The following is a 23,370-nucleotide window of genomic DNA, read 5'->3' as shown; positions in this document are numbered from 1 at the left end:
TGCGGTGCACTTGTTGCACCGGGTTGAGCCGGTCGGCTCAACGCCTTGCGTCGGCGCGCCATTTGGTCGACTGCCGGTGCGGCATGACGGCGGATGACGATTTCCCTTTTGCCTCAAGCACATCGATGCTGTCGTCAAGGCGCGTCGGGAGTTCAAGCGGGAAGACGACCGCGGCCGTACCGTCGACATCGGCGACGGGAGGGACCGGGATCGATGCGGGCGCGTTCAGCAAGGCCACTTACCACAACTTCGGCGTCGCATCGGACGGCCTGCTCCGGATCGAACCCAATGACCACCCTCACCGCCCGCATCCGCGAGAACATCGTCCTCTACGGCGCGCTCGCCGCCAATCTCGGTATCGGCGTCGCCAAGTTCGTCGCGGCGGGGATCACCGGATCGTCGTCGATGCTGACGGAGGGGGTGCATAGCTGCGTCGACAGCGGCAACCAGATCCTGCTGCTCTACGGCCAGCATCGCAGCCGCCGGTCGCCCGATGCCGCCCACCCGTTCGGCTATGGCCGCGAACTCTATCTCTGGGCGTTCGTCGTCGCGATCCTGATCTTCGCGATCGGCGCGGGCGTGTCGATCTACGAGGGCTGGCGCCATATCGTCGAGCCGGAACCGCTGACCAGTCCACTCGTCAACTATGTCGTGCTGGGCGTTTCGGTCCTGCTGGAGGGCGCCTCGTGGACGATCGCCGTCCGGGAGTTTTCGGCATCGAAGGGCGACACCGGCTGGTGGCAGGCGATCCGCGAGTCCAAGGATCCGGCCGGCTTCATCGTCCTGTTCGAGGATTCGGCCGCGCTCGCCGGCCTCGTCATCGCCGGCGCGGGCGTCTGGGCCAGCCACCATTACGACAACCCGGCGCTCGACGGCATCGCATCGATCGCGATCGGCTGTATCCTGGCCCTCGTCGCCGGGCTGCTGGCGCGCGAAAGCAAGGGGCTGCTGATCGGTGAGCGGACCGATCCCGCGACGATCGCCCGCATCCGCGATATCGTCGCCGCACAGCCCGGCATCGCCGCGGTCAATCACGTCCGCACCATCCACACCGCACCCGACGCGGTGTTCGTGGCGATCAGCGCCGACTTCGACGACGCCGTCACGATGGGCGACGGCGAGCGCCTGATCGAGGAACTGGAGACGACGCTTCATGCCGAACTGCCGACGCTGTCGTCGATCTACATCCGCCCCGAACGGCGCGAGGATGCGTTCGTCGCCACGGCTAGTCCACCGGCACCAGTTCGATGAGGTCCAGTGTCGACTCGAACGCCGGGTAGGGCAGCACCAGCCGCCAGCGCCGCTCCCCGATCCGCTCGACGATCCCGGCCATGTCGCGCGACCGGTCTCGCCCATAGGGCATCGGCCGCGCCTCATCCCCCAGCGACAGCGTCCCCAGGAACACCGCCCGCGCATCGGTATCGGCGTAGAGCAGCCCCGCCGGCCGCTGCGATCCGGTCGTCTTCATCAACGGCACTGCGTCCGCGCCTGCACCCACCCGGCATCCGAACCACGTATATGGCACGAACCCCGGGACGCCGCGGCCGCCCAGCTTCACCGCGCGGCAACGATACTCGCCCGCCGGGGGCATCGGGTCGACCAGCGGATGATCGGGATCGTACAGCATCGGATCGGCCGCGATCGCCGCCGCCCCGTCCGGTACGCGCCGCGCCTGTTCCAGCGCGGTCACCCACGCGTCGCGCCACCCGCGCAGCCGGCAGCGATCCGGTTGCGTCGCGATCCTGCGCCAGTCCGCCGCCTGCCCCGCGCCCGCGATCAGGATCAGCGTCGCGGCTGCGATCGCGCGCCTCACTGTGCGGTCCAGCCGCCGTCCATCGACAGGTTCGCGCCGGTGATCGCCTTCGCCTCGTCCCGGCACAGGAACAGCGCCAGTGCGGCGACCTGTTCGAGCGTCACGAACTCCTTGGTCGGCTGCGCGGCGAGCAGCACGTCGTTCATCACCTGATCCCGCGTCATCCCCCGCGCCTTCATCGTATCGGGAATCTGTCCCTCGACCAGCGGCGTCCAGACATAGCCGGGGGAGATGCAGTTGGCGGTGATCCCGGCCTGCGCCACCTCCAGCGCGATCGTCTTGGTCAGGCCCATCAGGCCATGTTTGGCGGCGACATAGGCCGACTTGTTGGGGCTCGCGACCAACGAATGGGCGGATGCCGTGGAGATGATCCGGCCCCACCCCTTCGCCTTCATGTGCGGGATCGCGGCACGGACGGCGTGGAAGACGGAGGACAGGTTGATCGCGATGATCGCGTCCCATTTCTCCGGCGGAAACTCCGCGACGGGCGCGACATGCTGGATGCCGGCATTGCTGATGAGGATGTCGACCGACCCCGTCTCCGCCGCGGCCCGCGCGATCATCGCCGCGATCCGATCCGGCTGCGTCATGTCGGCGGCGTCGTACAGCGCCGCCGCGCCGCTCGCCTCCGCCAGCTCACCGCGGATCGTCTCGATCGCGTCGGCATCGCCGAAGCCGTTGATGACGACGGCCGCCCCCTCCGCCGCCAGCGCCCGCGCATAGGCCAGCCCGATGCCGCTGGTCGATCCGGTCACGACCGCCGTCTTGCCTTTCAGGAACATCACCCACTCCCCCACCTGTCCGCCGCCAGTGTGGCCGGGCGATCCCGCCCGATCAACGGCTCTTGAACCTCTTGGGTCCGTCGCGCATTCAACGGCGGAGTGACGGTAAAGGGGCAACGCCATGCGGCTCGACGATTTCGATCCGGATATCAACGTCGGGGATCAGGGCGACCGGAGTGGCGGCTTCGGCGGCGGTGGTGGCGGTGGATTGCTGTTCGGACTGCTGCCGCTGATCGGCAGTCGCTTCGGGTGCGGCGGCATCGTCGTCGTGCTCATCCTGCTCGCGGTGTTCGGCGGTCTCGGCAACATCGGGTCGATGATCGGCGGCGGCGGATCGGGCACGCAGGTCACACGCAGCGCACCGCAATCGGGCGAAGGCAGCGCGACGCAGATCTGCTCGTCCGACCCTGCCAAACGGGCCGCCTGCAACGCATTCAGCTCTGCGGAGAATACGTGGGAGGCGATCTTCGCCAAGTCCGGTCAGCAGTTCAAGGCGCCCGGCCTCCAGTTCTTCAGCCGCAACGGCCGGTCCGGCTGCGGCGCGGCCCAGTCGGCGATGGGGCCGTTCTATTGCCCCACCGACGATACCATCTATCTGGACACGAGCTTCTTCGACGAATTGGCGAACCGCTTCGGCGCGAAGGGCGATTTCGCGCAATATTATGTGATCGCACACGAGTTCGGCCATCATATCCAGAACCTGCTCGGCACGTCCGAACAGGTGCAGCGCGTCCAGCGGTCCGCCGGCGAAGCCGAGGGAAATGCCGCGTCGGTCCGGCTGGAGCTGCAGGCCGATTGCTACGCCGGCGTCTGGGCCGCTCAGAACCGCGACCGGCTCGATCCCGGCGATATCGAGGAGGGGATGACCGCCGCGTCGGCGATCGGCGATGACACGCTGACCAAGGGCCGCGTCTCGCCCGACAATTTCACGCACGGCACGTCGGCACAACGGATGGAATGGCTGCGTCGCGGGTTGCAGACCGGCGATCCGGCCCAGTGCGACACCTTCCGCAGCACCCTCTAATATCGGTGCGCGCAACCTGTCCGATCGGCCCCGGCGGAGCGACGCTCTGCCGGGGCCGGGTCATTCAATCGGTAGCGCCACGCATCAGCGGTTGATCGCATCCTTCACCGCGTCGGCCGCCTTGGCCAGCAGTCCCTTTTCCGCTTCCTCCGCTTCCGCCTTGGTCCTGAAGGCGGCACCCTCCGGCTCGGCTGGCGGCGCATAGACGGAGAACAGCTTCAACACGCCCGCGCCTTTGTTGACGATATTGTGCTCCGCGCCCTTGGGCACGACGACCAGATGATTGGGCCCGGCCCTGGTCGAATGGCCGTCGATCACGACCTGCGCTTCGCCCGCGACGATGAACGTAGTCTGGTCCGCGGGATGCGTTTCCATGCCGATCTCCTCATCCACGGGAATGCTCATCAGGACGATCTGGACCTTCTTGTCGCGATAGACCTCCTTTTGCCAAAGGTCGTTCCTGGTCGCGAGGTCGATCATGTCCTTGTTGAAAATCGTCATCGTCCATCTCCTGCGACTATCCGCCCCACGGACGCATGGACCGCATCGGGTGTTCCGGCCGCCCGGTCGACGTGGCGCGATCAGGCCGCGCCCGTTTCCCGATACAGATGGCGCTGGAACATCACCGCTTCCGCCGGATAACGCTGTCGCGATTATAGCCGACGCGGCCACAAACCATTGAATGGAATCAGATACTTGCACAACATTAACTAATCGTTCAGCTTCCTGTCATGCTTCGATGCAACGAGTCGAGGCATCGCCAGCCGGCTTCGTGAGGTGGCGGCTGACGGGCGATCCGACAATCGCCGATGAACGTACAGGGAGAAGCACATGAGAAACATGGTTCGATACGCCGCAGCGGCCGCCGCCCTCGCAGCGGCACTGCCCGCGACCCAGGCTCAGGCCGAAGTGGTCGTCGTCAACGTGGCCGGCGCTCAGGGCTTCGGCGCCCTCGGGGCGACCGGAAACACGATCCTGTCCTACTTCATCGGCGCGAACGCGCGCGTCACCGATGTGTCCTACAACGTCAACATCACCGCATTGGGCGAAAGCTATCTTTCGGAAGCGACCGTGTATTTCGGCGATACCGACCAGCTCGGCGGCGTGTTCCTGCGCCCCGGTTTCGAGGTGGCTGCGCCCGGCACCGGCACGTTCTCGGACAGCGTGAGCCTCGTCGATTTCGACCTCGCGTTCAATGTCGGCGCGGACGGGCTCCTGCGACTCGAATTCTTCGAGGGCTTCACCGACGGCGAGCGGCCGGACTCGATCTGGAACAGCGGCACGCTGACCTTCACCTATGACGGTGTCGGTGGTGCCGTTCCGGAGCCGGCGTCCTGGGCGATGATGATCGCGGGCGTCGGCTTGGCCGGCGGTGCACTGCGCCGTCGTCGTGCGGTGAAGACGACCGTCTCGTTCGCGTGACCTGACGACGCCGCCGGTCCCTTCGGGCCGGCGGCGTTCGCCGCGACGATCGATCGAGGCCGCAATCCTGCCAGATGACGATCCCGGTGCTACCGTCGCGGCCCGAGCAATGGAGGTGACGCCGGAGCCCGGTTTGCTATGGACCGTCAATGGCGACAGGATCGTGCCGGGCGGTCGCGTCGACGGATGATCCCGCTGGAAGCCGGCGATATTCCTGCGCTAACGACGGGCGGTCGATCGATGATGGGAGAGTCGGGATGCGGATGACGGCGATGCTCAGGATAACCCTGATGATGCTGGCGACGGCATCGGCACCGGCCCGGCAACGGGACCCCGCCCCCAACGTGCTGACGCCCCGCGAACGGGCGGAGGGTTGGCGACTGCTGTTCGACGGGCGTGATCTCGCGGGGTGGCAGTCCTATCGCGGCGGTGCCCCGTCGCCAAGCTGGACGGTGCGTGACGGCATTCTGAGGCTGACCGCGACCACCGGCAAGATGAGCGGCGGCGATCTCGTCACCGTCGATCGCTTCGCGGCCTTCGAACTGACGCTCGACTGGATGGTGGAGCGCGGCGGCAACAGCGGCGTCCTCTATCTCGCCCGCAACGTCCCGCAAACGAACCAGATCTACGAAACCGGACTGGAGATGCAGATCCTGGACGATGCCGGCCATCCGGACGGCAAGATCCCGTCGCATCGTGCCGGCGCGCTGTACGACATGACCGTGCCGCCCGCCGGGGTGGTTCGCCCGGCGGGACAGTGGAACCACGCGCGGCTACGGGTCGAACCCGGCCGCATCCGGCAATGGCTGAACGGCACGCCGACCGCCGACGTGTCCTATGGCGATGCCGCGTGGCGCGCACGCGTCGCGGCATCGAAGTTCGCGAAGATGCCACTGTTCGGCACCTTCGACAGCGGCATCATCGGCTTGCAGGACCATCGCGAGCCCGTGGCGTTCCGGAACATTAAGATCCGCACGCTGTCCCCGCCGGCACCCTGACGAGGCGGGCACCGGCGGGGTACGGACCTGAGATCAGGCCGGAACGGGCACGTCGGTGCGCAGCACGCGCGCCGCCGCCACCATCGCCTCGATCGCCGGTTTCACCTCGTCCCACTTGCGCGTCTTCAGCCCGCAATCGGGATTCACCCAGAGTTGTTCCGGCCGCAGATGCTGGCGCGCCAGCCGCATCAGCGCGACCATCTCCTCACTGGACGGGACACGCGGGGCGTGGATGTCGTACACCCCCGGTCCGATCGCACTGGGATAGCGATAGCGCGCGAACCCCTCCAGCAACTCCATCTGCGACCGCGCCGTCTCGATCGAGATCACGTCCGTATCCATCGCGCCGATCGACGGCAGGATGTCGTTGAACTCCGAATAGCACATGTGCGTGTGGATCTGCGTCGCATCGCCCACGCCCGCCGCGGACAGGCGGAAACACGCGACCGACCAGTCCAGATACCGCTGCCATTCGCTCCGCCGCAGCGGCAGCCCCTCGCGCAGCGCCGCCTCGTCGATCTGGATCGCCTGCGCGCCGGCAGCTTCCAGATCCATCACTTCATCGCGGATCGCCAGCGCGATCTGGCGGCAGCTCGCCTCCCGCGACTGGTCGTCGCGCACGAACGACCAGTTCAGGATCGTCACCGGCCCGGTCAGCATCCCCTTGACCGGCCGATCGGTTAGTCCCTGCGCGTACCGCCACCAGTCCACCGTCATCGCCCGCGGTCGCGCCACGTCGCCGTACAGGATCGGCGGACGGACGCAGCGCGAACCGTAACTCTGCACCCAGCCGCTGACGGTGAACGCGAAGCCGGACAGTTGCTCCCCGAGATACTGGACCATGTCGTTGCGCTCGAACTCGCCATGGACGAGCATGTCGAGCCCGACCTCCTCCTGCCAGCGGATCGCACGCTCCGTCTCCTCGCGCAGGAAGCGGTTATACTCCGCCACATTCATCGTCCCGCGCAGATACTCGGCGCGCGCATGGCGAACCTCCGGCGTTTGCGGAAACGACCCGATCGTCGTCGTCGGATAATCGGGCAGGTCCAGCATCGCGGCCTGTACGGCGATCCGCGTCGCATGACCGGAGCGGCGCTCCGCCATGTCCGGCGTCACTGCGGCGATGCGTCGGGCGACCTCGGGATCGTGGATGCGCGTCGAAACCGCGCGGGCCGTCGCCGCGAACGTGGAGGCGGCCAGCGCATCCGCCACGCTTTCCCGGCCGTGGTTGAGCGCGGATTTCAGCACCGCGAGTTCGCCGACCTTCTGCACGGCGAACGACAGCCACTGTGCCACCTCAGCGTCCAGCTTCGTCTCCAGCGCGAGGTCGACGGGAACATGCAGCAGCGAACAGGACGGAGCGAGGACGATGTCGCGCGACGCGGCGATCGGCTCCAGCCGGTCGAGCAGCGCGGCGAGGTCGGCCCGCCAGACGTTGCGCCCGTCGATCACGCCCAGCGACAGCAGCAGCGACTTCGGCGCCCGCGCCAGCACCGCATCCAGCTGCTCCGGCGCGCGGACCAGATCGACGTGCAGACCCGCGACCGGCAGCGCCGTCGCGAACCCCAGATTATCGCCCAGACCACCGAAATACGTCGCCAGCATCAGCTTCACGCCGATCCGCGACAGCTTCGCATAGGCGCGGGTCAGCGCCTTGCGCTGGCGATCGTCCAGATCCAGCACCAGGATCGGCTCGTCGATCTGCACCCATTCCGCGCCCGCCGCGGCCAGATGCCCCAGCACGACCCCGTACAGGCCCAGCACCTCGTCCAGAAAGTCGAACGGATCGACGTCGCGGCCCTTCGCCAGCGTCAGCCACGTCACCGGGCCGAGCAGGACGGGTCGCGTCTCGAACCCCTGCGCCCTGGCCTCGCGATACTCGTCGACGATCTTGGGTGCGTTCAGCGCCAGCTTCTGCTCCGCGACCAGTTCGGGGACCATGTAGTGGTAGTTGGTATCGAACCACTTGGTCATCTCGCACGCGGTCTGGCTGGCATGGGCATGACCGCAGCCATCGTCCGCCGCCGTCGTGCCGCGCGCCATCGCGAAATAGGTGCCGAGGTCCGCCTGCCCGTCCGCCGCGCCATAGCGGGCGGGCACCGCGCCCAGCATCACGCTGGTGTCGAGAACATGGTCGTACAGCGAGAAGTCGTTGGACGGCAGCCAGTCCGCGCCCAGCGCGTGCTGGCGCGCCCAGGCCGCGGTGCGCAGGCCCGCCGCGGCGGTCATCAGGTCGTCGCGGGACGTCTTGCCCGCCCAGTATTTTTCGAGAGCGAACTTCAGTTCGCGGCGTGGGCCGATACGTGGAAAGCCGAGTGTGGCGACGGTGACGGTCATGGTCTTCATACCCCGATGAAGGGCGAGGAAGACGGATGGTCACAGGCACGCCACGCCACCGGACAAGGCCCGGCCGCGCGCATGCAAGCGGCCAGCCAGGGATCCCCGCCGGTGGACGTTATGGCGTCGAAGGCAGGTCTCCTGGCTCGCGGGTCGTCGCGTCGGTCCGGCCTTCCCGGCGGTTCGCACCGCCAGTGACACATGATGGACCGCCGCTCGCCGCTTACAGTTGCGGGGGCAGCGCCGGCCTGGGACCCTGATCCTGAAAGGGGGTCCGCACCGGCTTCCCGTCTTAGCTCCGGCGCGCTTCCGCGACCGGAGAACCTTGACGCCGCCGCATCTCCCAGCTTCGAAGCAGCGGGTCAAGCGACATATAAAGATTTCTTTATATGTCGCTTGACGGCGATCGTCCGCCGTGTCGATCCGTGTCACGCGACAGCCGGTCGCTCCTGACGGGATCATCCGACCACCGCGCCCGCGCCATCGCCTGCAAAAGATCGACATAGCGCCAGCCCTCCGCCCGGGCGGCGATGGCGGACAGGCAATCCTGATCGTCGCGGCCCGGGCGGCCGGGGCCGGTCATGTTGGGCTTCATGTTGAGATCGAACAGCCGGAAGACGCCGTCGCGATCCTCGCGGCAGTCGATCCGGATCGCGGCGCGCGCGTCGACCAGCGCCGCGGCGGCGACGCACGCGTCGGTCATCGCCGCAACCGCCGGCTCCGTCAGGCGCGAGCCCTCGATCGCGTCGCTGTTGGCGGTGACGGGCACGTCGCCATTGTACGGTGCGACGCCGCCCCGCTGGGCGAACCGCCGCACCGGCCGCAACGCCCAGTGCCGCAACGCCGGGTGCAGCCCGCCCCGGCTGCCGTCCGGTCGCGGCGAGGCGGGTGGCATCACGGTGACGGTCAGTTCCTCGCCATCCAGATACTCCTCGACCATCAGCATATCGCCGAACGTCGCACGCCGGATCAGGTCGCCCGCCGCGACCTGCAACGCGGCGCGATCGGCGACGCGCGTCACGCCCTGACTGCCACGGCCGCGCACCGGCTTGACGATCAGCGGAAAGCGCAAGCCCGACGCGTCCAGTGCGTCGTCGAGATCGCCGAGCGCCCATACACGGTCGCGACCGCCTTCGCGGGAGGTGGCGGACAGCAGGAACGACCGCGCGACGGGCAATCCCGCCTCCGCCAGCAGGCGATTGGTCGCGAACTTGTCGTCGAACGCCTGCATCGCCGCCGGATGCTGCCCGATCACCGCGACCTCGCCCAACACGGATGCGAGCGGATGCTCTTCGAACAGCACGGTGTTGGCCCAGAGCGTATCGGCGCCCGCCATTCGTGCCGCCGCGATGCCGGCGTCCGTGTCGGGGAACACCCAGTCGAGCGCCACCGCCGGGTCGGGATCGTCGACGGGGGTGACGATCGCCCATCCGGCCAACCTTAGGGCGAAGGCGATATCCGCGCCGCCATCCGAATAGCCGCCCGGCTTCGCATCCTTGCGTAGCCCGTCGATCGATGGCGGCGGCAGCGCCTGATACAGGATGGCGATCACGATCGAGCCTCCCCCAGCCAGTCCCGCAACAGCATCGTCACCTCCCCCGGCCGTTCCATCGGCGCGAGATGACCGCATTGGTGCAGCACGTGGAAACGTGCACCCGGTATGCGGTCGGCCAGCTCCCGCGCATCGTTTGGCAGGCAGATGCGATCGCGGTCGCCGACCGCCACCAGCGTCGGCACACGCACCGCGTCGATCGCCGGGCCGATATCGGGCCGGGCCAGCAGCGCCCGCTGCTGCCGTTCGAACACCTCCGCCCCCACCCGCTCCGCCATCGCCTGAACCGGCCCGCTGATGATCGAGGTCAGCATCGGATCGGCATGCGGCGCCGTCGCCAGCATCCCCTGTTCCAGCACCGTGCGCGGCCGCATCTGCATCGTCGCCCGCGTGCCGAACAGCGCGATCCGCTCGATCCGCTCCGGGGCCTGCCGGATCATCTCCAGCGCGACGTAACCGCCCAGACTGACCCCTGCGACCGCGAACCGCGGCGGCGCATGGGCCAGCACACGCGCGGCCATCGCCGCCAGCGTGTCGTCGACGGTCAGGTCGCCCAGTTCCGGATGCGCGACGTCGCCGAGATCGACCACCTGTCGCGCCCAGAGTTGCCCGTCGCATCCCATCGCGGGCAGCAGGACCAGCGGCATCGGCTTGCGGATCATGATGAGGTCTCCTGACGGGTTGAACGGAAGGCGAGCGGTGCGGCGACGAGGACGAGGACCACGCGCGCCAGATGATGGACGATGACGACGCCGGGTTCGAGCGCGAGGCTGATCGCCACCATGCTCATCTCCGCCAGCCCGCCCGGCGAATAGGCCAGCGCGAGCAGCGCCGGGTCGAGGCCGGTCAGGCAGCCGATCGACACTGCGAACGCGAATGTCAGCGCGAGCAGGATCAGCGTCGAACCCGCGGCCAGGCCGATGATGCGGACGAACGCCAGCAGGCCCAGCCCGCCGAACCGGCACCCGATCGTCGCGCCCAGCCCGACCTGCGCGGCGGCGAGCAGCCACGCCGGCACCCGGAAATCGGTGACGCCGGTCGCATGCAACAGCGCGCTGACCGCCAGCGGCCCCATCAGATGCCACGCCGGCAGGCGCAGGGCGCGGCCGATCAGCAGGCCCGCGACCATGCTGCCCCCGCCCCACAGCAGCAGCGACAGGTCGGGCCAGTGCGATGCCGCCGTCACCGCCTTCGCCGGGGTCGCGGCGGGCGCGTGGACGTGACGGATCACGAACGGCAAGGTGAACACGACGAGGAAGATGCGTGCGGCGTGTATCAGCCCGACCGTCCGCTCGTCGGCACCGCGCTCCCCGCCCATCAGTACCATTTCGGCGATGCCGCCGGGCATCCCCGCGAAATAGGCGGTCGCCGGATCGAACCCCGCGACCCGCCGGAACCACGCCACGCACAGCAGCGCGGCGATACCCAGAAACACCGGTAGCAGCAGGAGCGGCAACCACCATTCCCGCGCCGTGGCCCACAGTCCCGGATGGAAGGAACAGCCCAGCACCACCCCGATCACCGCCGCCATCGGCCGCCGCGTCGCCGCTCCCGCCGCGACCGGCCAGCGCGCGATGCTGGCCAGGGCACAGGCGGCCATCGACCCCAGTACCCACGGCAGGGGCGCGCGCAACGCCACGAACGTCGCGCCGCCCGCCGCCCCGACGCCGACCGCAGCCAGAAAGCGCAGGACGATGCGCGCGGCATCGCCGTCCGGGACGAAGCGCCTGCTCACCCGATCCTCCTCACCGGGCGCCACTCACCCGACGAACGGAAAGGCGAGGACCAGCATGCCGATCACCGTCATCACGGTGCACACCAGAATGGCCGGGATCAGCGTGAAACGCTGGTGGTCGGCCAGATCGACGCCCGCCAGACTGACCAGCAGATAGGTCGACGGCACCAGCGGGCTGAGCAGGTGGACCGGTTGTCCCATCAGCGATGCGCGCGCGATCGCCATCGGCTCCACCCCGTAATGCGTCCCCGCCTCCGCCAGGATCGGCAGCATCCCGAAATAGAAGGCGTCGTTGGAGATGAAGAAGGTGAACGGCAGGCTGAGCAATGCGGTGATCGGCGCCATATAGGGGCCCATCACCGGCGGGATGAAGCCGACGACCTCCTTGCTCATCGCCTCCACCATGCCGGTGCCGGACAGGATGCCGGTGAAGATGCCCGCCGCGAAGATCAGCGACACGACCGACAGGACGTTGCCGGCATGCGCGGCGATCCGCTCCTTCTGTTCGGCGACCTGCGGATAGTTGACGATCATCGCCACCGCGAACGCCAGCATCATCAGCACCGACAGCGGCAGGATTCCCGATACCAGCCCGGCGAGCAGCACCACCGTCAGCGCGCCGTTGAACCAGCGCAGGTGCGGCCGGCGCGCCTCCGGGAACTGCGACACCGCCATGCCGCTGAACGCGGTCGGCTCGTTCGTCTTGACGTGGCCGATGCGCGCGCGCTCCTTGCGCCCGAACCAGATCGCCAGTCCGACCAGAAAGCCGAGCCCCGCGATCATGCCGGGGATCAACGGCAGGAACAACGTCGCCGGATCGAGCTTCAGCGCGCTCGCCGCACGCGCGGTCGGTCCGCCCCAAGGGGTCAGGTTCATGATGCCGCTGGTCGTCATCAACAGGCAGCACAGATACAGCCGGTTCATGTCGTACCGCTTGTACAGCGGCAACAGCGCGGCGATCGTGATGATGTAGGTCGTCGATCCGTCGCCATCCAGGCTGACCATCGCGCACAGGGCAACGGTGCCGATCAGGATCTTCAACGGATCGCCATGGACCAGCCGCAACAGGCGGTTGACCAACGGATCGAACAGGCCGGTGTCGGTCATGATCGAAAAGAACAGGATCGCGAACAGCAGCATCACGCCGGTTGGCGCGAGGTTCTTGATGCCGTCGATCATCATGTCGCCGACGCCGCCCGCGAAGCCGGCGATCAGCGCGAAGATGGTGGGAACGACGATCAACGCGACGAGCGGCGTCATCCGCTTCGTCATGATGAGGGTCATGAAGGTGGCGACCATCAGGAAGCCGTACAGGGCAAGGCTCATGCGATGCTTCCTTGGCGGGAGGTGGAGCGGAACGGCATCAGAAGGTCACCGCGACGCGGGCGCTGACCGTCTCGCCGTCGTCCGGGCCGATAAAGGCGCCGCTGCGATTGTCGGTGTTCCAGTGGATCGCGTTGACCTGGATGCGGGTGAAGCTGTTCAGATACCAGTTGACGCCGACGGTCGCCGCCCAGCCCTCTCCGCCGGTCAGCAGGTCGGTGAAGTCGAGATTCTCGTAGCGCGCGGTCAGCTCGATCGCGCCCGCCCCGCCTTCGAACAGCGGATCGAGGACATGGGGCTGGCCGAAGCTGCCGAGACGCGGATTGTACGGCGGCAGGTCGCCGGTGATGAACCAGCCGCCCGACAGGCTCCACGCCTTGCTGACGAAGTCCGGCCGGCCGCCGTCGAGCCGCGCGTTGCGTCGCCCGGCCTCTCCCATGATCCAGACCGGTCCCGCATAGCCGCCCAGCTCCGCGCCATAGCCGGTGGTGCCGGTGCCGCCGGTCAGCGGCCCGCTCGACACGCGCAGCGCGCCGTTGAAGCGGCCGCCGATGACGGTGTTGCGGGTCAGCGTGGTCGCCGCGCTCGACAGCGATTCGTCGAAGCCCCACAGGCCGAGGTGGAGCACGCCGCTCGCGGTCTTGATCGGGTTCCAGTGGACGCGCCCGAGCAGCGTGCGGCTGTCGCTGACCGCCTGATTGCCGTCGACGCGGTCGCCGGTGACGGTCAGCGACGCGTGGCCGGTCTTCCAGAACAGGCGCGGCATGATGCCGATGCCATAGAAGCCGCGCTGCGGAATGATGGCGGTGGAGACGGTGCTGCGTTCCATGAACGGTGTCGAATCCGACCCCGTCGACCCTTCGAAGGCGCGATCGTTGAACAGATGGCCGGCGCGGACATCGTAATCGAGACCCGGCGCGATGCGGTTCCGCCAGCCGATGAAGGCGGTGACGACATCGACCTCGTTCTCGGAGAAGTCGCTTTCGAACTGGTAGAAGAAGTGCGTGCCGACGCCGCCCTCCAGTCCCAGCCGAAGCGCGCGCATCCCCGTCGTGGTGATGTTGCGGCCGTCGTATTTCGACCCGAAGCTGGAGCTGACATCGGTCAGGATGCGGCCGCGCGGCTTGAACGTGTAGACGCCGTCCGCCGAGTGGAACACCGGCAGGCCCGCGCCCCATTCGGTGGTGACGCCGGCATCGTTCGCCTCCCGTGCCCGCGCGATGTCCCGCTCGGCCGGTCCGGGCGGTACGAGTTGCGGCGCAAAGGGGGCGGTGACCTGCGGACTGCGGGTCTGCTGCGCGACCTGCACCGGCGCGGGCGCGACCGGCGGTGGAGACGGAGAGGCGACGGACGCGCTCGCGACCGGCGCACCCTCCAGCCGGTCGAGCCGCGCCTTGAGCGCCGCGATCTCCGCGGCTTGCGCGCGGACGAGAGCCGCCAGATCGTCCGCGCTCGGCGTCTGGGCCAGCGCCGGGGTGGCGATAACGAGCGCGATCATCGCGCAACCGGTACGCAACAGGGTCATTTCACGAGGGCTCCTTCGGAGAGGATGGCGGTCCAGTCGGCGAGGAAGCGCCGACGCTTGATCGAGTCGAGATTGACAAGCAGCTGCGGTCCGACGCGGATCGCCCGGGCGCGGTCGGCACCCAGACGCGGTGCACGAACGTCGGCGCGGACCGGCAACAGCCATTGTCGCGCCAGCAGCCCCTGCCCCGTGCGGGACAGCAGGAAATCGAGGAACAGCTTCGCCGCCGCCGGGCGGCGGGCGTTGCGCGCGATGAAGGCGACCCGCGATGCGACCAGCACGTAGTCGCGCGGGAAGACGACCCCGATCCGCGGATCCTTGCGCGCGCGGGTCAGCGCGTAGGGACCGACCACGTTGTACGCGATCGCCGCGCGCCCGCTGGCGACCGCGTCCAGCATCGGGCCCGTGGTGCGCGACAGCAGCGGCCGGGTCCCCGCCACCGCCTGCAACAGCGAGTGCGTGTCGCGGGTGATCGCATAATCCTCCGTCAGGTACAGATACCCGACATTGGACCGTGCCGGATCATAGGTCGCGACGCGGCCCGTCAATGCGGACCGGCGCTCCCGCAACAGCCGCTCGAACGCCTCGTGCGTTCGGGGCACGCTGGCCGATGGGATCAGCCGCCTGTTGTAGACGAAGGCGACCGGCTCGGCGGTGACGCCATAGCCCATGTTCTTCCACACCGCCGCGGGCGGCAGCGCCGGCTTTTCCGGGCTCTGGTAACTCTGGGCATAGCCATCGTTGATGAGCTTCGCCTGAAGGTCCATCGCCGACGACCAGACCAGATCGGCGGTCGGCCGGTGCGCGCGCGTCTCTGCGACGACGCGGCGAAAGATGTCGCTCGATTCGAGTTCGCGGTACTGGACGATCACGCCGGGATAGGTGCGCCGGAACGCCGCGATCACCGCCGTCATCGCCGCCGCGTCGGCATTGCCGTAGACGCGCACGCCGCGTTCGACGCGCGCCTCGGCGACCAGCGCGTCGTAGGATCGCGGATAGCCCGCCGGGCGCTGTGCGGCAGCAGGCACGGCAGCGACGACCATCAGCATTGACAGCAACAGGGGACGCATCGTTCAGGCTCCTCTCGCTTCCCGGCTCTGCGTTCGGGTAAGTCGACAAGGATGGGCTACACGGGCAAGCTGTCATCAACCTTTCACGGGCGATACGGACTGTGAGGATCTTGATCGTCGAGGATGATGCGCCGCTGGCCCGCAGCATCGTCGCGCTGCTGCGCACCGCCGGCCACGCGATCGATCACGTCGCCACCGGCGCGGATGCGCTGATGGTCACCGCCGACGATGTCTATGCGCTCGTGATCCTCGACGTCGGCCTTCCCGACATCGACGGGTTCGCGGTGCTCCAGACGCTGCGGCGGCGCGGGCAGCGCGTACCGGTGCTGATGTTGACCGCGCGCGACGCGCTGGACGACCGCGTCCGCGGCCTCGATCTCGGCGCGGACGACTATCTCCGCAAGCCGTTCGCGCCAGAGGAGCTGGAGGCCCGCATCCGCGCGCTCGGCCGTCGCCGGGGCGGCGATCCGACCCCGGAGCTGGTGGTGGGATCGCTGGCGCTCAACCGCTCTACCGGCGAAGCGCGGATCGGCGACCGGCTGCTCGACCTGCGCCGTCGCGAGTGGACGGTCCTCGATGCGCTGGCGACCCGCGCCGGCCAGATCGTCCCGCGGGAGACGTTGCAGGCGGAGGTGTTCGGGTATGACGAGCCGGTCGGCCCCAATGCGCTGGAGGTGAACATCACCCGGCTGCGCGGCAAGCTGGCCCCGGACGGTCCGGCGATCCGGACGGTGCGCGGCGTGGGCTATCTGCTCGATGCCAGCTGAGCCGCGGCACCGCGCGTTGGCTGAGCCGCGCCCCCGCGCGCTGGCGCTGCGGACGCGGCTGCTCACCGCGATGCTGGTGCCGCTGCTGGCGATCGCGGTCCTGCTGGGGCTGGCCGGCGCGACGCTGATCGCCGACGTGGTCCGCCGCACCAACGATCGCGTCCTCGGCGGCGCGCTGGGCGCCATCGCGGAAACGGTGGAGGTGGAGCGGGGCGAGGTGACGCTGGACCTGCCTGCCGCCGCGTTCGGGATGCTGGAGAACAGCGAGCGCGACAACGTCTATTACCGCGTCGCGGTCGGCGGACGACTGCTGACCGGCTATGCCGACCTCCCCGCGCCGATCCCCGGCGCGCTGGAGATCGACACGCCGAGTTTTCGGTTCGCGACCTATCGAGGCCAGAAAATCCGCATCGCCGAGGTTCGCCGCGCGCTGCCGCGGATCGCAGAGCCCGTGATCGTGCAGGTCGCGGAGACGCTGGACGGGCGCGCCGCGCTCCAGCGCCGGCTGATGATCGCGCTGCTGGTGGGGGAGATCGTGCTGGTCGGCGTCGCGATGCTGCTGATCCGGCCGGCGCTGGCGTGGAGCCTGCGTCCGCTCGCCCGGCTGCGCAGCGCAGTGGAGGCGCGCGATACCCGCGCGACGCCCGACCTGTCGCCGCTTCAGACCGGACCGCTGCCCGCCGAGCTGCGCCCGCTGTCCGACGCCTTCGACCATCTGCTCGCCCGCCTCGACGCCGCCACCGCCGGCGTCCGCCGCTTCACCGCCGACGCGTCGCATCAGATGCGGACGCCACTCGCGGTGCTGAAGGTTCAGGTCGCGCTGGCACGGCGCGGCGAGCCGCAGGCGCTCGGCGAGATCGCCGACGCCGCCGACCGGCTGGAGCGGCTGGTGACGCAGCTTCTGGCGCTCGCCCGCGCCGAGGAAGCCGGCACCTCGCCGCCGCTGGAGCGCGTCGACCTGCGCGAGGTCGCGGTGGCGGTCATCAACCGCCGCATCGCGCAGGCGATCGAGGCCGGGGTGGAGGTGCATCTCGATGCCCCGGACGGGGCCATCATCATCGCCGGTCACCGGACGTTGCTGTTCGAAATCCTCTCCAACCTGCTCGACAACGCGATCCGCTATATCGGCACCGGCACCATGGTCGCGATCGGCATCGAGCGGGCAGCCGACGTCATCTCGATCGCCGTCGCCGACGATGGGCCGGGCATCGCCGAGGGCGACCTCGACCGGCTGGGCGAGCGGTTCGTGCGCCTCCAGACCAGCGTCGGGCAGGAGGGCAGCGGCCTTGGCCTCGCCATAGTTCGATCCGCCGCGCAACGGCTGGGCGCGACGATCGACTTCATGAATACGCGGCCGGGATTTCGGGTCACCCTCCGGCTCGCCGTCGCACCCGATCACGCCGCCTGAAGGACGATCGAAACCGCTTTAACAATCGATTGTTGCCTTCTCCGGCTCACGCGCTAGAACGCTGGCCAGCCCGCACCAGACGGGTCCGTTCTCTTGAGGGGATCATGTCGTCCATGCGCTTTCCGGACTCCAAGCCGCATCTGTCGTTGCCGCGCATCCTGGAGATGAATCTGGGCTTCCTCGGCCTGCAGTTCAGTTTCGGGCTGCAGCAGGGCAACATGGCCCCGATCTACAGCTATCTGGGCGCGTCGGAGGCGGCGCTGCCGATCCTCAACCTCGCGGGGCCGATCACCGGCCTGCTGGTCCAGCCGCTGATCGGCGCGATGAGCGACCGGACCGATTCGCGCTGGGGCCGCCGGACGCCCTATTTCCTGTTCGGCGCGGTTTTGTGCGCGATCGGGCTGTTCTTCATGCCGCTGTCGTCGTCGTTGCTGATGGCGGTGTCGATGCTGTGGATCCTCGATGCCGGCAACAACATCACGATGGAGCCGTACCGCGCCTATGTCTCGGATCGCCTGAACGAGAACCAGCATCAGATCGGCTTCCTGACGCAATCGGCGTTCACCGGGCTGGCGCAGATGCTCGCTTTCCTGACGCCGTCGCTGCTGGTGTGGGCGGGGATGAACCAGGATTGGGTCGACACCCACAACATCCCCTACACCGCGCGCATCGCGTTCATGGTCGGCGCATTCCTCAGCTTCACGACGATCCTGTGGTCGATCCGGCGCGTGCCCGAACTGCCGCTGTCGCTCGCCGAACGCGCCCGCATCGCCGCCGAGCCGAAGGGCATCGTCGCGACGCTGACGGAGATCGGCAGCGCCATCCGCGACATGCCGGTTGCGATGCGCAAGCTGGCGGTGATGAGCCTGTTCCAGTGGTACGCGATGGCGGCATACTGGGCCTATGTGATCTACGCGATCGGACGGTCGGTCTACGGCACCGATGCACCGACCTCGACCGGCTTCCATTCCGCGGTGCTGACCAACGGAGAGATGGCGGCCTTCTACAACGCGGTCGCGTTCGTCGCCGCCTTCGCGATGGTGCCGCTGGCGAAGCGTCTGGGTGCCGCCAGCCTGCATGCCGCCTGCCTCGTCCTCGCCGGTGCGGGCATGTTGTGGCTGCCGCACGTCACCGAGAAGTGGATGCTGTTCCTGCCGGCGATCGGCGTCGGCATCGGCTGGGCCAGCATCATGGGCAATCCCTATGTCATCCTCGCCGGATCGATCCCGCCGGAACGGACGGGCGTGTACATGGGCATCTTCAACATGATGATCGTCATTCCGATGCTGCTGCTCGCGGCGACGTTGCCCTTCTACTACCAGCCGCTCATGAACGGCGATCCGCGCCATGTGCTGAGCCTGTGCGGTGTCCTGATGATCTGTGCGGCGGTCGCCGTCTGGTCGGTGCGGGAGCGCAACGCCGAGGGGCTGCCGGTGGGAGCGACGCAGGCGTGATCGCGCTGCACGGCCCATCGTCCAGCGTCGTGCTGGAACCGCGCGGGGGCGAACCGCCCGCGTGGCGCTGGTGGGGGCCGGCCGTCGATGCGGACGGGTTGCCGCCTCTGGCGGATACGCGACCGGCCGCCAGCTTCTCGCTCGACCGCGACCTGCCGCTGACGATCGTGCCGGGCTTCGGTACGGGCTGGTTCGGGCCCGCCGCCCTCCGCGCGCATCGCGCCGGACGGCATTTCGCGCAGACGTTCGAGACGGTCGCGATCGAACGGCAGGACAACGCTGTCGAGGTGACGCTGGTCGATCGCGCCGCGCGGATCACGCTTGTTCAGCGGCTGGCGCTGACGGGCGACGTGCTGACACTGTCGGCGAGCGTGGTCAACGACGGCGACGACACGCTGGAGATCGACTGGCTCGCCGCCGGCACCCTCCCCCTGCCCGCCGATTGCGAGACGATCCGCAGCTTCACCGGCCGGCATGTCGCGGAGTTCGTGCCGCACGCCGAACCGATGCCGGTGCACGGCTGGGTGCGGGAGAACCGGCGCGGACTGACCGGTCATGCCGGACCGCCGGGACTGTTCGTTGCCGGTTCCGGCGCCGGCTGGCACGCCGGTCGGGTCCATGCCGCGCAGCTTGCTTGGTCGGGCAATCATCGCCTGCTGGTGGAGCGCGACGACGAGGGCGGCTGGGTGTTGCAGATGGGCGAGGCGCTCACGCCCGGCGAAATCCGGCTTGCGCCCGGCGGGAGCCATGCGACGCCGGCGATGCTCGCGACCTGCTCGAACGTGGGCCTGAACGGCGCGATCCAGGCGTTCCATGCCGCCGCCCGTGCCGCCGCGCCCTGGCCGGTATCGGGCATGCGTGCGCGCCCCGTCCACATCAATTCGTGGGAAGGCTTCTATTTCGACCATGACGAAGCGGCCCTGAAGGCGCTGGCGGACCGATCCGCCGCGCTGGGCGTCGAGCGATTCGTGCTGGACGACGGCTGGTTCACCGGTCGCAACGACGATACCGCGGCGCTCGGCGACTGGACACCGGATGCGGTCAAATACCCGAACGGGCTGAGGCCGCTGGCCGATCACGTCGTGGCGCTGGGCATGGAGTTCGGGCTGTGGGTGGAACCCGAAATGGTCAACCCGGACAGCGACCTCTACCGCGCGCATCCCGACTGGGCGTTGCACGTCGACGGCCTGCCGCGCCTGACCGCGCGCAACCAGTTGGTCCTCGACATGGGCCGCGCGGAGGTTCGCGATCATCTGTTCGATCGCATCGACGCGCTGCTCCGCACGCTGCCGATCGCGTATCTGAAATGGGACCATAATCGCGATCTCGCCCCTGCGGCGGACGCGGACGGACGGGCCGTCTATCACGCGCAGATCGAGGGGGCCTATGCGCTGTTCGACCGGCTGATCGCCGCGCATCCGGATCTGGAGATCGAGGCCTGCGCCGGTGGCGGCGGCCGGATCGACGCCGGTATCGCCGAACGCGCGCACCGGTTCTGGACCAGCGACTGTATCGACGCCGTGTCGCGCGTCGCGATGCAGCGCGGCTTCCTGCACTTCATGCCCCCGGAAACAATGGGCGCGCATGTCGGGGCCAGCCCGGCCCATTCGACCGGCCGCAGCCAGTCGATGGCGTTTCGGACCGCCGTCGCGCTGCCCGGCCATTTCGGCGTCGAACTCGATCCCGCCACCATGCCCGCCGACGATGCGGCGACGCTCGCCGCCGGCATCGCCCGCTACAAGGCGCTGCGCGACCGGCTGCACAGCGGCCGCGTCTGGCTAGGCGAGGGACCGGACGGGCTGGTGTGGCAGGCGCATGGCGAACCCGACGACCTGATCCTGCTCGTCACCCGCGTGGGACCGACGGCCCTGCGCCGACCGCCCATGCTGGCGCTGCCGCCGGTAGCCGGGGCCGGCCGCCTGCGTGTCCACCTGATCGATGTCGCCGGCGAGGCGGATCACCCGATGCCAGACGCACCGCTGTTCGCCACGATGCGTGCGGAGGGTGCAGTCCTCGATGGCGACTGGCTGGCGCAGGCCGGCCTGCCGCTACCGGCGATGAAGGCCGAAAGCGTCGCCATCTTCCGCCTCACCGCCGCCTGACGATCGTAGAAAACAGGATATTCATGCCCGAACCCCTCTGGACCCCGACCCACTGGTCCGCCGCCGCGATTGCCGGCATCCGCGATCAGGCCGATGCGGCGCTGCCCGTCATTGGCGCCGCCGACGTCGCGCCGGTCGTTCCCGATCACGATGTCTGGGACATGTGGCCGATCGCGGATGCCGATGGCCGCACCGTGTTCGTGGACGGGCGCAGCTTCTGGTTCTTCCTCGCCACGCCTCGCTTCGCCGACCCCGACCAGCGGCACGACGCCGCGCGCATCCGCCTGACCAGCCACGGCGCGGACGGATGGCGCGATCACGGCGACACCTTTGCCGAGGGGTTCACGCCCGGCAGCCGCGAATGGTCCGGCTCGGCCGTGCTGGCCGCGGACGGCGAGACGCTGACGATGTACTTCACCGCATCGGGTCGCCGCGGCGAACCGCGCAGCTTCGAGCAGCGCCTGTTCGAGAGCACCGGCCGCTTCGTCGCGGCAGCAGCGCAGACCGAGGGCTGGTCGCCCCCCGTCGAGTCCGTTGCCACCGACCGTGTCACCTATGCCGCCGCCGACCAGACCGAGGCCGTCGACGACCGGATCAAGGGCTTTCGCGATCCCGGCTATTTTCGCGATCCCGCGGACGGCGCGGAATATCTGCTGTTCGTCGGATCGGCGGGATGGCTGGACGACGTCCATGACGGCGTGATCGGCGCGGCCCGTCGGGAGGGGGATCGCTGGGTCCTGACGCCGCCGCTGGTGGAGGCGATCGGCACCAACAGCGAGTTGGAACGCCCCCATATCGTGGTGGTCGATGGCCGCTATTACCTGTTCTGGTCGACGCAGGCGAAGCGGTTCGCGCCGGATACCGCCGCAGCGGGCATCACCGGCCTGTACGCGATGGTCGCCGACCGGATCGGCGGGCCGTGGCGGCCGGTCAACGGCACCGGCCTCGTCGCGGGCAATCCGGCGGCGGAGCCGTTCCAGGCTTATTGCTGGTGGGTGACGGGCGAACTGGACGTCATCAGCTTCGTGGATTTCTGGGGACTGGAGGGTCGATCCCCCGACACGCCCGACCTGCGTCGCCGGCATTTCGGCGGCACGGCGGCACCGTGGTTCAGGCTGGCGATCGACGGCGACCGCGTATCGATCGCCTGAAGTTGCGATTTCATGGCCGGCAGGGGCTTGCGCCATGTTAGGCGGCGCGATGATTGCGACTTCACCGCTCCTCCACGATGACGGCCCGCCGCGCGCCGCATCGTTGGACCGGGCGCACGACACGTTGATGCGCGGGGCGGCCTATCTCGACCGTCACGTCGCGCCGCGCTGCGACGCCGGGGTCCACGCGCCCTTCATCGGCAATGCGCTGGGGGAACTCGACCGGTTCCTGAACGTGCTGGTGGACGAGGTCGCCGACTGGATCGGCGCACCCGTTCGTCCCGGACAACGCAACACCGCCAACAAATTGTCGGCGCTGCACGACGTCACGGGGCACGACGTCACGGGGCGCGATGCCGCCGGGCATGAGGTCGTGAGGCGAAGTGGCGCGGGCATCGACGTCGGCCGCACCGGCGTGGCAGAGAGCGGCCATGCGCGACTGTCGGCGATCGGGCGCTCGCGCGATTTCCTGAAACATGCCGGCGGGCGCGATGCCACCGGTGCGGGTCGCACGCCGGATGCGGCGCTGCCGCTGTCGTCGGCGGAGATGACCGCGATCTGCCGCCTCTACAGCGACACCGCCAGCGATCTCCACGCGACGGCGATGGCGTTACGCCCCCGCTGATTCCTCGGCCATTTCGGCGTCGGCCATATCCCGGGCCGGCTCGGCGGAGGTCTTCGCCCCCTCGCGCTGGGCACGCATCACCTGCGTCCGCTCGGCACGAACGGCCATCTGTTCCCAAGTACTCGCCGCGCGGTCGCAGCGGTCCTTGACGTTCTGGAGCGTCGCGGCCTCGGAGTTGGTGCGTTCCACGATCGCACGGTTGCGATAGAAGGCTGCATCGTCGGACATGATATTCCTTCCGCCATCGGGCAGGATCGTCGGATAGAAGCCGGACGGCGGCCC

22 protein-coding genes and 1 riboswitch are annotated in these 23,370 nt (G+C 68.7%); of the genes, 10 read left to right on the top strand and 12 right to left on the bottom strand.

Annotated features, from left to right (window positions below; translation table 11 throughout):
• Positions 1 to 37: 37 nt before the first annotated feature.
• Complete coding sequence (locus tag ASG07_RS01640; protein WP_168377290.1) at positions 38 to 238, bottom strand: hypothetical protein; 201 nt, start codon at positions 236 to 238, stop codon at positions 38 to 40.
• A 50-nt stretch (positions 239 to 288) separates the two neighbouring features.
• On the opposite strand from ASG07_RS01640, the gene ASG07_RS01635 reads away from it, so the two are divergent.
• Entirely contained in the window at positions 289 to 1,251 is a 963-nt protein-coding gene (locus tag ASG07_RS01635) for a cation diffusion facilitator family transporter (RefSeq protein WP_055841257.1), read from the top strand.
• On the opposite strand, the gene ASG07_RS01630 is transcribed toward ASG07_RS01635, so the two are convergent.
• Together ASG07_RS01630 and ASG07_RS01625 are read right to left on the bottom strand one after the other, a co-directional pair.
• Positions 1,226 to 1,813 (bottom strand): DUF4893 domain-containing protein, encoded by a 588-nt coding sequence (locus ASG07_RS01630; RefSeq protein ID WP_236694481.1) that lies wholly within the window; start codon positions 1,811 to 1,813, stop codon positions 1,226 to 1,228. The genes ASG07_RS01635 and ASG07_RS01630 overlap by 26 nt on opposite strands.
• Entirely contained in the window at positions 1,810 to 2,595 is a 786-nt protein-coding gene (locus tag ASG07_RS01625; protein ID WP_055842824.1) for a 3-hydroxybutyrate dehydrogenase, read from the bottom strand. The genes ASG07_RS01630 and ASG07_RS01625 overlap by 4 nt, the downstream gene beginning before the upstream one ends.
• Positions 2,596 to 2,716: 121 nt before the next feature.
• On the opposite strand from ASG07_RS01625, the gene ypfJ reads away from it, so the two are divergent.
• The gene (gene ypfJ, locus ASG07_RS01620) at positions 2,717 to 3,619 is read left to right on the top strand and encodes a KPN_02809 family neutral zinc metallopeptidase (RefSeq protein ID WP_055841254.1); all 903 of its coding nucleotides are present in this window, start codon (positions 2,717 to 2,719) and stop codon (positions 3,617 to 3,619) included.
• An 84-nt stretch (positions 3,620 to 3,703) separates the two neighbouring features.
• On the opposite strand, the gene ASG07_RS01615 is transcribed toward ypfJ, so the two are convergent.
• Entirely contained in the window at positions 3,704 to 4,120 is a 417-nt protein-coding gene (locus tag ASG07_RS01615; protein WP_055841251.1) for a cupin domain-containing protein, read from the bottom strand.
• A gap of 330 nt (positions 4,121 to 4,450) precedes the next feature.
• Between ASG07_RS01615 and ASG07_RS01610 the strand changes: the two genes are divergently transcribed.
• Positions 4,451 to 5,041: a PEPxxWA-CTERM sorting domain-containing protein gene (locus tag ASG07_RS01610; protein ID WP_156361694.1), complete on the top strand. Its 591-nt coding sequence runs from the start codon at positions 4,451 to 4,453 to the stop codon at positions 5,039 to 5,041.
• A 272-nt stretch (positions 5,042 to 5,313) separates the two neighbouring features.
• Positions 5,314 to 6,039: a 3-keto-disaccharide hydrolase gene (locus ASG07_RS01605; protein ID WP_055842821.1), complete on the top strand. Its 726-nt coding sequence runs from the start codon at positions 5,314 to 5,316 to the stop codon at positions 6,037 to 6,039.
• Between the two features lie 33 nt (positions 6,040 to 6,072).
• On the opposite strand, the gene metE is transcribed toward ASG07_RS01605, so the two are convergent.
• From metE to ASG07_RS01570, 7 genes are all read right to left on the bottom strand, one after another.
• A complete protein-coding gene (metE, locus tag ASG07_RS01600) occupies positions 6,073 to 8,376 on the bottom strand; it encodes a 5-methyltetrahydropteroyltriglutamate--homocysteine S-methyltransferase (RefSeq protein WP_055842818.1) in 2,304 nt (767 codons plus the stop codon).
• 114 nt (positions 8,377 to 8,490) lie between these two features.
• Positions 8,491 to 8,718, bottom strand: a riboswitch (cobalamin riboswitch).
• Between the two features lie 43 nt (positions 8,719 to 8,761).
• Positions 8,762 to 9,928 (bottom strand): biotin carboxylase, encoded by a 1,167-nt coding sequence (locus ASG07_RS01595; RefSeq protein ID WP_236694480.1) that lies wholly within the window; start codon positions 9,926 to 9,928, stop codon positions 8,762 to 8,764.
• Positions 9,925 to 10,590, bottom strand: coding sequence for an alpha/beta fold hydrolase (locus ASG07_RS16770; protein WP_156361693.1), 666 nt, complete (start codon positions 10,588 to 10,590; stop codon positions 9,925 to 9,927). Before ASG07_RS16770 ends, ASG07_RS01595 begins: the two co-directional genes overlap by 4 nt.
• Positions 10,587 to 11,663: an AbrB family transcriptional regulator gene (locus tag ASG07_RS01585; protein WP_201780938.1), complete on the bottom strand. Its 1,077-nt coding sequence runs from the start codon at positions 11,661 to 11,663 to the stop codon at positions 10,587 to 10,589. The genes ASG07_RS16770 and ASG07_RS01585 overlap by 4 nt, the downstream gene beginning before the upstream one ends.
• Positions 11,664 to 11,687: 24 nt before the next feature.
• Entirely contained in the window at positions 11,688 to 12,989 is a 1,302-nt protein-coding gene (locus ASG07_RS01580; protein WP_055841241.1) for a CitMHS family transporter, read from the bottom strand.
• Between the two features lie 37 nt (positions 12,990 to 13,026).
• The gene (locus ASG07_RS01575; RefSeq protein WP_055841238.1) at positions 13,027 to 14,511 is read right to left on the bottom strand and encodes an OprO/OprP family phosphate-selective porin; all 1,485 of its coding nucleotides are present in this window, start codon (positions 14,509 to 14,511) and stop codon (positions 13,027 to 13,029) included.
• Positions 14,508 to 15,581 carry an ABC transporter substrate-binding protein gene (locus ASG07_RS01570; protein ID WP_055841235.1) on the bottom strand — a complete coding sequence of 358 codons (1,074 nt, stop codon included), beginning with the start codon at positions 15,579 to 15,581 and terminating at the stop codon, positions 14,508 to 14,510. The genes ASG07_RS01575 and ASG07_RS01570 overlap by 4 nt, the downstream gene beginning before the upstream one ends.
• 101 nt (positions 15,582 to 15,682) lie before the next feature.
• On the opposite strand from ASG07_RS01570, the gene ASG07_RS01565 reads away from it, so the two are divergent.
• The 6 genes from ASG07_RS01565 (at position 15,683) to ASG07_RS01540 (ending at position 23,088) form a co-directional block, all read left to right on the top strand.
• Positions 15,683 to 16,348 (top strand): response regulator, encoded by a 666-nt coding sequence (locus ASG07_RS01565; protein WP_201780937.1) that lies wholly within the window; start codon positions 15,683 to 15,685, stop codon positions 16,346 to 16,348.
• Between the two features lie 16 nt (positions 16,349 to 16,364).
• Positions 16,365 to 17,756: a sensor histidine kinase gene (locus ASG07_RS01560; RefSeq protein ID WP_443024575.1), complete on the top strand. Its 1,392-nt coding sequence runs from the start codon at positions 16,365 to 16,367 to the stop codon at positions 17,754 to 17,756.
• A gap of 113 nt (positions 17,757 to 17,869) precedes the next feature.
• Positions 17,870 to 19,210 carry an MFS transporter gene (locus tag ASG07_RS01555; RefSeq protein WP_055841229.1) on the top strand — a complete coding sequence of 447 codons (1,341 nt, stop codon included), beginning with the start codon at positions 17,870 to 17,872 and terminating at the stop codon, positions 19,208 to 19,210.
• Positions 19,207 to 21,312: an alpha-galactosidase gene (locus tag ASG07_RS01550; protein WP_201780936.1), complete on the top strand. Its 2,106-nt coding sequence runs from the start codon at positions 19,207 to 19,209 to the stop codon at positions 21,310 to 21,312. Before ASG07_RS01555 ends, ASG07_RS01550 begins: the two co-directional genes overlap by 4 nt.
• A gap of 23 nt (positions 21,313 to 21,335) precedes the next feature.
• Entirely contained in the window at positions 21,336 to 22,463 is a 1,128-nt protein-coding gene (locus tag ASG07_RS01545) for a glycoside hydrolase family 68 protein (protein ID WP_055841227.1), read from the top strand.
• 49 nt (positions 22,464 to 22,512) lie between these two features.
• Positions 22,513 to 23,088 carry a hypothetical protein gene (locus tag ASG07_RS01540; RefSeq protein WP_156361692.1) on the top strand — a complete coding sequence of 192 codons (576 nt, stop codon included), beginning with the start codon at positions 22,513 to 22,515 and terminating at the stop codon, positions 23,086 to 23,088.
• On the opposite strand, the gene ASG07_RS01535 is transcribed toward ASG07_RS01540, so the two are convergent.
• Positions 23,074 to 23,316 carry a hypothetical protein gene (locus tag ASG07_RS01535; RefSeq protein WP_055842804.1) on the bottom strand — a complete coding sequence of 81 codons (243 nt, stop codon included), beginning with the start codon at positions 23,314 to 23,316 and terminating at the stop codon, positions 23,074 to 23,076. The genes ASG07_RS01540 and ASG07_RS01535 overlap by 15 nt on opposite strands.
• Positions 23,317 to 23,370: the final 54 nt, after the last annotated feature.

This window comes from Sphingomonas sp. Leaf343 (genome assembly GCF_001423765.1).
In the GTDB taxonomy this organism is placed as follows: Bacteria; Pseudomonadota; Alphaproteobacteria; order Sphingomonadales; family Sphingomonadaceae; genus Sphingomonas.
The sequence above is the reverse complement of the archived record's forward strand: the minus strand, read 5'-3'. Positions and strand labels throughout refer to the sequence as shown.

Bases quoted from the DNA above. Each gene is read 5' to 3' on its own strand.
- ASG07_RS01540 (WP_156361692.1), top strand. From the start codon at position 22,513: ATGATTGCGACTTCACCGCTCCTCCACGATGACGGCCCGCCGCGCGCC.
- ASG07_RS01610 (WP_156361694.1), top strand. From the start codon at position 4,451: ATGAGAAACATGGTTCGATACGCCGCAGCGGCCGCCGCCCTCGCAGCG.
- ASG07_RS01575 (WP_055841238.1), bottom strand. From the start codon at position 14,511: ATGACCCTGTTGCGTACCGGTTGCGCGATGATCGCGCTCGTTATCGCC.
- ASG07_RS01545 (WP_055841227.1), top strand. From the start codon at position 21,336: ATGCCCGAACCCCTCTGGACCCCGACCCACTGGTCCGCCGCCGCGATT.
- ASG07_RS01605 (WP_055842821.1), top strand. From the start codon at position 5,314: ATGCTCAGGATAACCCTGATGATGCTGGCGACGGCATCGGCACCGGCC.
- ASG07_RS01535 (WP_055842804.1), bottom strand. From the start codon at position 23,316: ATGTCCGACGATGCAGCCTTCTATCGCAACCGTGCGATCGTGGAACGC.
- ASG07_RS01580 (WP_055841241.1), bottom strand. From the start codon at position 12,989: ATGAGCCTTGCCCTGTACGGCTTCCTGATGGTCGCCACCTTCATGACC.
- ASG07_RS01625 (WP_055842824.1), bottom strand. From the start codon at position 2,595: ATGTTCCTGAAAGGCAAGACGGCGGTCGTGACCGGATCGACCAGCGGC.
- ASG07_RS01615 (WP_055841251.1), bottom strand. From the start codon at position 4,120: ATGACGATTTTCAACAAGGACATGATCGACCTCGCGACCAGGAACGAC.
- metE (WP_055842818.1), bottom strand. From the start codon at position 8,376: ATGACCGTCACCGTCGCCACACTCGGCTTTCCACGTATCGGCCCACGC.
- ASG07_RS16770 (WP_156361693.1), bottom strand. From the start codon at position 10,590: ATGATCCGCAAGCCGATGCCGCTGGTCCTGCTGCCCGCGATGGGATGC.
- ASG07_RS01555 (WP_055841229.1), top strand. From the start codon at position 17,870: ATGCGCTTTCCGGACTCCAAGCCGCATCTGTCGTTGCCGCGCATCCTG.
- ASG07_RS01635 (WP_055841257.1), top strand. From the start codon at position 289: ATGACCACCCTCACCGCCCGCATCCGCGAGAACATCGTCCTCTACGGC.
- ASG07_RS01570 (WP_055841235.1), bottom strand. From the start codon at position 15,581: ATGCGTCCCCTGTTGCTGTCAATGCTGATGGTCGTCGCTGCCGTGCCT.
- ypfJ (WP_055841254.1), top strand. From the start codon at position 2,717: ATGCGGCTCGACGATTTCGATCCGGATATCAACGTCGGGGATCAGGGC.